The 4,116-nt window shown below is 69.6% G+C and carries 4 protein-coding genes; all 4 read right to left on the reverse strand.

The features are described from left to right. Positions 1 to 140: 140 nt before the first annotated feature. Positions 141 to 1,346 carry an argininosuccinate synthase gene (locus AB4Y86_RS13445; protein ID WP_091249950.1) on the reverse strand — a complete coding sequence of 402 codons (1,206 nt, stop codon included), beginning with the start codon at positions 1,344 to 1,346 and terminating at the stop codon, positions 141 to 143. 61 nt (positions 1,347 to 1,407) lie between these two features. Continuing rightward, entirely contained in the window at positions 1,408 to 1,938 is a 531-nt protein-coding gene (locus AB4Y86_RS13450) for an arginine repressor (RefSeq protein ID WP_138769703.1), read from the reverse strand. Further along, complete coding sequence (gene argF / locus AB4Y86_RS13455; protein ID WP_441402717.1) at positions 1,938 to 2,915, reverse strand: ornithine carbamoyltransferase; 978 nt, start codon at positions 2,913 to 2,915, stop codon at positions 1,938 to 1,940. Before argF ends, AB4Y86_RS13450 begins: the two co-directional genes overlap by 1 nt. Then, positions 2,912 to 4,116, reverse strand: a 1,205-nt coding sequence (locus AB4Y86_RS13460; protein ID WP_441402718.1) for an acetylornithine transaminase, incomplete at its 5' end; no start/stop codon positions are given. The genes AB4Y86_RS13460 and argF, both read right to left, overlap by 4 nt.

Below are 4,116 nucleotides of genomic sequence, written 5' to 3' on the forward strand. Positions count from 1 at the left end.
GGCCAGCCGCCAGTCAAAGTGCGTGGACTTGCTCAGCGCGGCGAGGGCGTCCGCGGGGCCGCCGGCGAACCGGCCGCCCCAGAGCGCGCCGGTGTTGGTTGACCCGGACTTGGTTGCGGACCTTTGATCAGCCACGCGGGCTACTTTCCTGCGACGCGGATGTCGCGGCCGGAGGCAACCTTGGCGGACATGCCCCACAGCTCGATGAAGCCGCGCGCCATCGACTGGTCGAACGTGTCGCCGGTGTCGTACGTGGCGAGGTCGAAATCGTAGAGCGAGGTCTCGGAGCGGCGCCCGTTGACGATCGCCTGGCCGCCGTGCAGGACCATGCGGATGTCGCCGGAGACGTAGCGCTGGGTGTCTTCGATGAAGGCGTCCAGGGAGCGCTTGAGCGGGGAGAACCACTGGCCGTCGTAGACCAGCTCGGCCCAGCGCTGGCCCACGGTCGCCTTGAAGCGGGCCTGCTCGCGCTCGATCGTGATGTCCTCGAGGTGCTTGTGCGCGGTGATCAGCGCCATCGCGCCGGGGGCCTCGTAGATTTCGCGGGACTTGATGCCGACCAGGCGGTCCTCGACGACGTCGATCCGGCCCACGCCCTGGGCGCCGGCGCGGCGGTTCAGTTCCTTGATGGCCTGCAGCGGGGTGACCTTGACGCCGTCGATAGCGACCGGCACACCCGCTTCGAAGGAGATGGTGACCTCATCCGGGGCCGGCGGGAATTCCGGCGTGGCGGTGTAGTCGTAGATGTCCTTGGTGGGCGCGTTCCAGATGTCCTCGAGGTAGCCGGTTTCGACGGCGCGGCCCCAGACGTTCTGGTCGATCGAGTACGGGTTCTTTTTGGTGGTCTCGATCGGCAGTCCCTTTTCCTCGGCGAAGGCGATGGCCTTGTCGCGGGTCAGGGCGAGGTCACGGACCGGTGCGATGCACTTCAGGTCCGGACCGAGAGTCTGGATGCCGACCTCGAAGCGGACCTGGTCGTTGCCCTTGCCGGTGCAGCCGTGGGCGACGGTGGTGGCGCCGAATTCACGGGCGGCCTTGACCAGGTGCTTGACGATCACCGGGCGGGAGATCGCGGAAACCAGCGGGTAGTGGCCCTGGTAGAGGGCGTTCGCCTTCAGCGTGGGCACGCAGTACTCGTTGGCGAACTCGTCGGACGCGTCGGCCACATAGGCCTCGACGGCGCCGCAGCCGAGGGCGCGCTGCCGGATGGTCTCCAGCGACTCACCGCCCTGTCCGACGTCGACTGCCACGGCGATGACCTCGGCGCCGGTCGCTTCACCGATCCAGCCGATGGCTACGGAAGTATCCAGGCCACCGGAGTAGGCCAGCACAATACGCTCAGTCACTTCAAATGCTCCTTAGTTGTTGGGTTCTTGGGGTCTCTGGTGCAAGTTCTCTGCTGAAAGTTCACTGGCCGGCTTCCTCGGCCAGTTGCAGGAAGCGGGCGGCGACGGCGGCGCCGCCGGCCGGGTCGCGGGTGACCAGCAGCACGGTGTCGTCCCCGGCGATGGTGCCCAGGATCGAGGGCATCACCGAGTGGTCGATCGCGAGGGCCAGGAAGTTCGCTGCGCCCGGCGGGGTGCGCAGCACCACGAGGTTCGCGGACGCCTCGGCCGTGACCAGCAGTTCCCCGCAGAGCCGTGCCAGCCGGGCATCGAGGATCTCCTGGGTCACGCCGCTCTTGGCCCCCCGTTCGCCGCCCTCCCCCGGCACGGCGTACACGAGTACCCCGTCCTTGCCGCGGACCCGGACGGCGCCGAGCTCGACGAGGTCGCGGGAGAGCGTGGCCTGGGTGACCTGCACGCCGTCGTCCGCGAGCAGGGCGGCCAGTTCGGCCTGCGAACGGACGGACTCGCCGGTCAGGATCGCGGTGATCCGCGCCTGCCGTGCCGTCTTGGTGGCCGGGCTGGCCCCCTGGGCGGCGGGCTGGACGGACACTATCCGAGTCCTTCAACCACGGCCAGGCCGGAACGGTGCATCAGCCACGCCATCAGGGCTTTCTGGGCGTGCAGCCGGTTCTCGGCCTCGTCCCAGACCACTGAATGCGGTCCGTCGATCACGCTGGCGGAAATTTCGTAGCCACGGTACGCCGGGAGGCAGTGCAGCACGACGGCGTCCGGGGCGGCGAGTTTCATGGCGTCCTCGTCCACGGAATAGTTGCGGAACAGGTTCATCCGCGCCGCCTTTTCGTCTTCCTGGCCCATTGAGACCCAGGTGTCGGTGGCGACGACGTCGGCGCCGAGGAGGGCCTCGGCAGCGTCGACGGTGACCAGCACCGAACCACCGGTCTGGGCGGCGCGCTCCTCCGCCGCGGCGACGATCTCCGGGGACGGCAGGTAGCCGTCGGGGCCGGCGATGCGTACGTTCATGCCTGCCGTCACCCCGGCCAGCAGGTAGGAGTTGGCCATGTTGTTGGCCGCGTCGCCGAGGTAGCTCATGGTGAGGCCCGCCAGGGCGCCCTTGTGCTCCTTGATGGTCAGCAGGTCGGCCAGGAGCTGGCAGGGGTGGTAGTCGTCGCACAGGGCGTTGATCACCGGCACGCCCGAGTTTTCGGCCATCGCGACCAGGCCGGCGTGGGCACCGGTCCGCCACACGATGGTGGACACCATGCGTTCGAGCACCCTGGCGGTGTCCTCGACCGATTCCTTGTGGCCGATCTGGGCCTCGCCCGGGTTAATGATGAGCGCGTTGCCGCCCATGTCAGCGATGCCGGTGGCGAAGGAAACCCGGGTGCGGGTGGAGGTCTTGTCGAAGATGACGGCAACGGTCTTGCGGCCGCTGCCCGCGGCGGCAAAGGGCTGGACGCTGTACGGGGCGGCCTTCATCCGGCCCGCGAGCTCCAGCACCTCGGCCTGCTCGGCCGGGGTGAGGTCCGTGTCCTTGAGGAAGTGGCGGGTTGTCACAGGTGCGGTCACAGGGCGTCCTTTGCGGTCTGGAGGAGTGCCGGCAGCGCGGCGAGGAAGCGGTCGGCCTGGTCCGTGGTCAGGATCAGTGGCGGCGCGAGCCGGATGGTGTGCGGGCCGGGGCTGTTGACGATGAACCCGGCATCGAGTCCCGCGGCCACGACGGCTGGGGCGACGTCGGCGTCGAGGTCAAAGCCGATCAGCAGGCCTTCGCCGCGGACCTCGGTGACGCCGTCGATCCCGGCGAGGCCGGAGCGCAGATGCTCCCCCACCTCCCGGACGTGGGCAAGCACGTGCTGGTTTTCCAGCACGTGCAGGGTAGCCAGGGCGGCCGCGGTGGCCACCGGGTTGCCGCCGAACGTCGTGCCGTGCTGGCCGGCGGAGAGCAGCGCGGACACCTCCGGACCGTAGGTGATGAGGGCGCCGATCGGGAAGCCGCCACCCAGGCCCTTGGCCAGGGTGACGGCGTCGGGGACGATCCCGGCGTCTTCGCTGGCCAGCCACTTGCCGGTCCGGCCGATGCCGGTCTGGACCTCGTCCAGGATCAGCAGGGCACCGGCGGCGCTGGTGGCTTCGCGGGCCGCCCGCAGGTAGCCGGCGGGCAGCGGCCGGACGCCCGCCTCGCCCTGGATCGGTTCGAGGAAGACGGCGGCGGTGGTGTCGTCAATCGCGGCGCGGAGCGCCTCGATGTCGCCGAAGGGGACGTGCACGACGCCGCCGGGCAACGGCGCGAACGGCGCCCGGTAGGCCTCTTTGGAGGTCAGCGCCAGGGCACCCATGGTGCGGCCGTGGAAGGCGCCGTCGAGGGCGATGATCTTGGTGCGCGGCTTCGCTGTGTTGTTGGGGCTGGAACCACCGTTGCGCCGGGCCAGTTTGAAGGCGGCCTCGACGGCTTCGGTACCGGAGTTGGCGAAGAACACCCTGGACCCGGCCGGGGCGTGGCCAAGGTCCAGCAGTTTCTCGGCCAGGGCGACCTGGGTGGGGCTGGTGAAGAAGTTGGAGACGTGGCCCAGGGTGGCCAGCTGGCTGGAGATCACCGACGTGACGAAGGGGTGGGCATGGCCCAGCGCGTTCACCGCGATCCCGCCGAGCAGGTCCAGGTACTCCTTGCCGTCGGCGTCCCAGACGAGGCAGCCGGCGCCGCGAACCAGCACGCGCTGCGGGGTGCCGAAGACGCCGAGCAGCGAGGCGGAGTAGCGGGACAGCCACTGCG

It is taken from the genome of Arthrobacter sp. 2YAF22_2, from assembly GCF_052114645.1.
Classification (GTDB): Bacteria; Actinomycetota; Actinomycetes; order Actinomycetales; family Micrococcaceae; genus Arthrobacter.